This is a genomic window from Mitsuaria sp. TWR114 (genome assembly GCF_007997345.1).
This window is the reverse complement of sequence record NZ_VOSR01000556.1, coordinates 1-4,428: the sequence shown is the minus strand read 5'-3', so window position 1 is coordinate 4,428 and position 4,428 is coordinate 1. Positions and strand designations below refer to the sequence as shown.

Below are 4,428 nucleotides of genomic sequence, written 5' to 3'. Positions count from 1 at the left end.
CGCGACCGCCTGGCTCGCGCTGTGGGCGCTGCTGGCGGCGCTGGCGGTGCACCTGGGGCTGAGCTGGCCCTGGGCTTTCGCCGGCATCCTGGCCGTCAACCTGCTGCTGCTGCTGTGGGTGGTGGCCGCGATGAAGGCGCTGGCGCCGATGCTGGAAGCGGCCTGGATCGCGCGCTTCGAGCGCCTGGCGCAGCTGTCGCGCCACGATGAGATCGAGACCCTGCTCAAGGCGCTGCCCTGGCCCGGCGTGGCCCCGGTCGCGCTGCGGGCCTGGGAGGCGCGCTGCGCCTGGCGGCGCGGCGACCGGGCCGGTGCCGTCGCCCGGCTGCGCGCGCTGATCGCGGAGGTGCCGGACGACGAGGCCCTCTGGCGCGACCTGGCCGACTGGGAAGACGCGCGCGACGAGAACGCGGCCTACCTGGAAGCGGCGCAGCGGCTGCGGGCGCTCCTGCCGCATCGCGGCATGCCGCACGCCTACGTCGGCCATGCGTTGTTCAAGCTGGGTCGCCATGCCGAGGCGGTCACCGAACTGCGCCGCGCGCTGGAGCTCGAAGGCCGCTACCTGTTCGCCGCCCGCGTGCTCTGCGAGGCGGCGGAGCGGGTCGGCGACACCGACAGCGTGGAGTGGGCGGTGCGCTCGCAGTGGGCCGCCGAGCCGACCACCGACCTCGCGCGCCGGGCGGTGATCGCCGCCAGCCGCGCCGGACGTCGCGACCTGGCCTTCGAGTGGCTGGAGCGCCTGGTCGACCTGCCGGGCTATGACCTGGTGCAATCGCGCCTGGCCTGCGAGGCGATCGACGCGGCGGGTTGGGGACAGGGACTGGCGGCGTGGCAACTGGCCCGCATCGAGCGCGGGGAGGGCGCGCCCGGCCTGGCCTATCACTGGCTGATCGCGCAGGCGCGGCGCCGCGGTGAGCTGATCACCGCCTTCACGGCCGCGCGGCTGCTGCGACGCGCGCAAGGCCAGTTGCTGCTGCGCGCGCTGCTGCGCTGGCTGGTCGACACCGAGCGCGACTTCTGGCTGCGCTGGCTGGTGCGCCGGCATGGCGACCGGCTGCGCGCGGACATGGCGAGCTGGGGCGAGACCAGTTATGCGCTGGTCTCGCGCGGCCTGTTCCGCGACACCGTCGACTGGATGCGCGACTGGCGCGACCGCGCGCAGCCGCCGCTCTACGCGCTGACCAACCTGTGCATCGCGCTGGCGCGGCGTGGCCACTGGGACGAGCTGGGCGAGGTGGTCGCGCATGCCCTGCCGCGGGACCCGTACCAGGAGGACATGCGCCTGTGGGAGTTGGCGCTGCTGGCCGCGCACTCGCGCGCCGAGCAGCTGGAGCATCGCCTCGCGCGGCGGCATGAATGGTCGCCGTCCGGATGGATGACGCCGGCGCTGGCGATGATCGAGGCCTATGCCACGCTGATGCGGACGGGCGGCCGCGAGGGCTCGGTGGCGGCGCTGCGGCGGGCGGTGATCGGGGACGGCCCCGGCGCCTCGATCTGGCGGCGCCTGCGCCATCCCGCGCGCTGGGTCCACACCGCGCCGGCACAGCGCTGGCGCTGGTTTGTCCCGCAATGAAAAGAGCCCGCCGGCATCGCCAGGCGGGCTCTCTTTCGGTCCAGGCGCCCCGACGGGGCCCTCGGGGTCCAGCGCCCCGTTGGGGGCACTGGGCCGCCGGACTCAGTCGAACACCGGCGTCTCGACGCCCAGCACCTTGTGCAGCTTGGGGCTGGTGGTCGTGTACTGCAGGTGGACGCGCTTCTCGGGGTTGATGATCGGCATCGCGCCGAAGGCCGCCAGCGCGGCCTCGTGGAAGCCCGACAGGATCAGCTTCTTCTTGCCCGGGTAGGTGTTGATGTCACCCACCGCGAAGATGCCGGGCACGCTGGTCTGGAACTTCTCGGTGTCGACCTGGATCTGCTTCTTCTCCAGCGCCAGACCCCATTCGGCGATCGGGCCCAGCTTGGGCGACAGGCCGAAGAACACCAGCACCTGGTCCGCCGGGACCACGCGCGTGACGCCGTCGCCGCCGGTGATCTTCAGGCCCTTGAGCGCGTCCTCGCCTTCGTCCAGGTCGGCCACCTGGCCCACCATGAACTGCATCTCGTAGGCGTCGCAGAGTTCCTTCATCTTGGCCACCGAGGCCGGCGCGGCGCGGAAGCCGTCGCGGCGGTGGACCAGGATCACGCTCTCGGCCTTGTGCGGGTTGCCGTCGGCATTGCCGGCGCAGAAGTTCAGCGCCCAGTCCAGCGCCGAGTCGCCGCCGCCGATGATTACCAGGTTCTTGCCGGCGAATTGCGCGGGGTTGCGCACGCGGTAATGGACCTGCGAGCCCTCGTACTTGTCGATGCCCTCGACCTTCAGCGTGCGCGGCTGGAAGGAGCCCACGCCGCCCGCGATGAAGATGGTCTTGGTCAGGAACTGCGTGCCCTTGCTGGTGGCGACGAAGAAGCGGCCGTCCTCCTGCTTCTCGACGGTCGTGACCTCCTGGCCCAGATGGAAGGTCGCGCCGAAGGGCTCGATCTGCTTCATCAGGTTGTCGGTCAGTTCCTTGCCTGTCACCACCGGCAGCGCCGGGATGTCGTAGATCGGCTTGTCGGGATAGAGCTCGATGCACTGGCCGCCGGGATAAGCCAGCGAATCGATGATGTGGGCCTTGATCTCGAGCAGGCCCAGCTCGAACACCTGGAACAGGCCCACCGGGCCGGCGCCGACGATGACGGCATCTGTTTCGATCACGCCCGCGTGCGGGGCGGAGGTCGCTTCAGTCACTTGCGTTTCCATTCTTGTGAGAAGCAGCGGCCGGCAGGCTCCGGCGCCGCGAGATGAGGGGATCGGTCAGCGGACCAGCTGATCGACCTTGCCCGTCTTGTCCTTCCACTCGTCGGCATCGGGCAGCGGCGTCTTGCGCTTGGTGATGCTGGGCCACTTCTTGGCGAGATCCGCGTTCAGCTTGATCATGATCTGCTGGTCACCGGGGACGTCCTCCTCCGGCATGATCGCGTTCACCGGGCATTCGGGGATGCAGACCGCGCAGTCGATGCATTCATCGGGGTCGATGGCCAGGAAGTTCGGGCCCTCGCGGAAGCAGTCGACGGGACAGACATCGACGCAATCGGTGTATTTGCAGCGAATGCAGGCTTCGGTGACGACGTGGGTCATAGCGGCTCTTCTAGTGGCGGGGCCGGCGGGGGGCCCTCGAAATTCAGCGTCCCTGGCGGTCTCCAGGCGATTCCCGGACGGTGGGCTCGGTCGGCGCTGACGGAAAACGGCGGATTTTAAACGTTCGGGGTTTGCGCCAGCGCTTCCGGCCCGCGCGGCTCAAGGTCTTGGGACGGGGAAAGCGTCGCGTATTCGCCCAATCCGGGGTCGGAGGCCCGCTCGGGCGCGGTCGCCGGCAAAGCACCGGTGGCTGACGCCCGGTCCGGGAGCGCCGCGCCCGCCGTGCCCAGTGGCGCGGCGCCGGCGCCGACGACGACCACCGTCGGCCGCCCCCGGTGCAGCATCGACGCGGCGCCCAGCGTGGCGACCTCGTGCTCGCTGGCCAGCGCGTCCGCGCAGCCGGCGCGGGACACGACGCTCACCGGCGCGTCCGGCGCCCAGCCCGCGGCGAGCAGCCGGCGGGCAAGGGCGGCCAGCTGCTGCCCGGCCATGTAGAACACCTCGGTGTCGGCGGACTTGGCGGCCTGGAGCTCGCCCTCGCGGGTCATCGCGGTGGTCAGCGCGACGCTGCGGCCGGCGCCGCGGCGCGTCAGCGGGCGGCCGGTCTGCGCGGCCGCGGCGATCGCGGCGGTCACGCCGGGCACGATCTCGTAGCCGATGCCGGCCTCGGCCAGCGCCTGCAATTCCTCTTCCAGCCGGCCGAACACGCTGGCGTCGCCGCCCTTGAGCCGCACCACGAGCGCATGGGCCTTCGCCTCCCGCACCAGCGCCGCGTTGATCGCGGTCTGCTTGGTCGAGTGGCAGAAGCCGCGCTTGCCCACGTCCAGCCACCGCGCCTGGGGCGCGAGCTCGCGCAGCGCCGGGTCGGTGAGGGCGTCGAACAGCACCACCTCCGCCTGCGCCAGTGCCCGCGCGCCGCGCAGCGTGATCAGGTCGGCGGCGCCGGGCCCGGCGCTGACGAAGAGGACGCGTCCCATGGCGGTCTCCTGGACGGTGTTCAGCGGACCAGCAGCGCGCCGCTGGTGCGGTTGCTGGTGGGATCCACGACGATCAGCGCGCCGCCGACGCGGTTGTCCGCGTAGGGCTGCAGCGGCAGCTCGGCCTGCAACTCGACGGTGACATGGCCGATCTCGTTGACGGAGAGTTCATGCGCCTCGGTCTCGGCCAGGGTCTGGATATCCAGGCGGTGGTCGATGGCGGTGATGCGGGCCTGGACCCAGCGGTTGCCGTGGCGGACCCAGTATTTGCGGCCGATGACGGCCGGCTCGGTG

5 protein-coding genes are annotated in these 4,428 nt (G+C 71.4%); 1 reads left to right on the top strand and 4 read right to left on the bottom strand.

Translation table 11 applies throughout. The annotated features are described in order from the left end of the window. A partial coding sequence (locus tag FUT87_RS29045; RefSeq protein ID WP_404935420.1) for a tetratricopeptide repeat protein occupies window positions 1-1,573 on the top strand: 1,573 nt, incomplete at its 5' end. A 102-nt stretch (window positions 1,574-1,675) separates the two neighbouring features. Here the strand turns inward: FUT87_RS29045 and FUT87_RS19250 are convergent. From FUT87_RS19250 to FUT87_RS19235, 4 genes are all read right to left on the bottom strand, one after another. After that, complete coding sequence (locus FUT87_RS19250) at window positions 1,676-2,767, bottom strand: NAD(P)/FAD-dependent oxidoreductase (RefSeq protein ID WP_404932389.1); 1,092 nt, start codon at window positions 2,765-2,767, stop codon at window positions 1,676-1,678. Between the two features lie 66 nt (window positions 2,768-2,833). After that, window positions 2,834-3,157, bottom strand: a complete 324-nt coding sequence (fdxA, locus tag FUT87_RS19245; protein WP_091722144.1) for a ferredoxin FdxA — start codon at window positions 3,155-3,157, stop codon at window positions 2,834-2,836. Between the two features lie 116 nt (window positions 3,158-3,273). Beyond that, window positions 3,274-4,134 (bottom strand): uroporphyrinogen-III C-methyltransferase, encoded by an 861-nt coding sequence (gene cobA / locus FUT87_RS19240; RefSeq protein ID WP_147242068.1) that lies wholly within the window; start codon window positions 4,132-4,134, stop codon window positions 3,274-3,276. 20 nt (window positions 4,135-4,154) lie between these two features. Beyond that, window positions 4,155-4,428: elongation factor 1-alpha C-terminal domain-related protein (locus FUT87_RS19235; RefSeq protein WP_404935419.1), on the bottom strand; the 274-nt coding region annotated here is incomplete at its 5' end.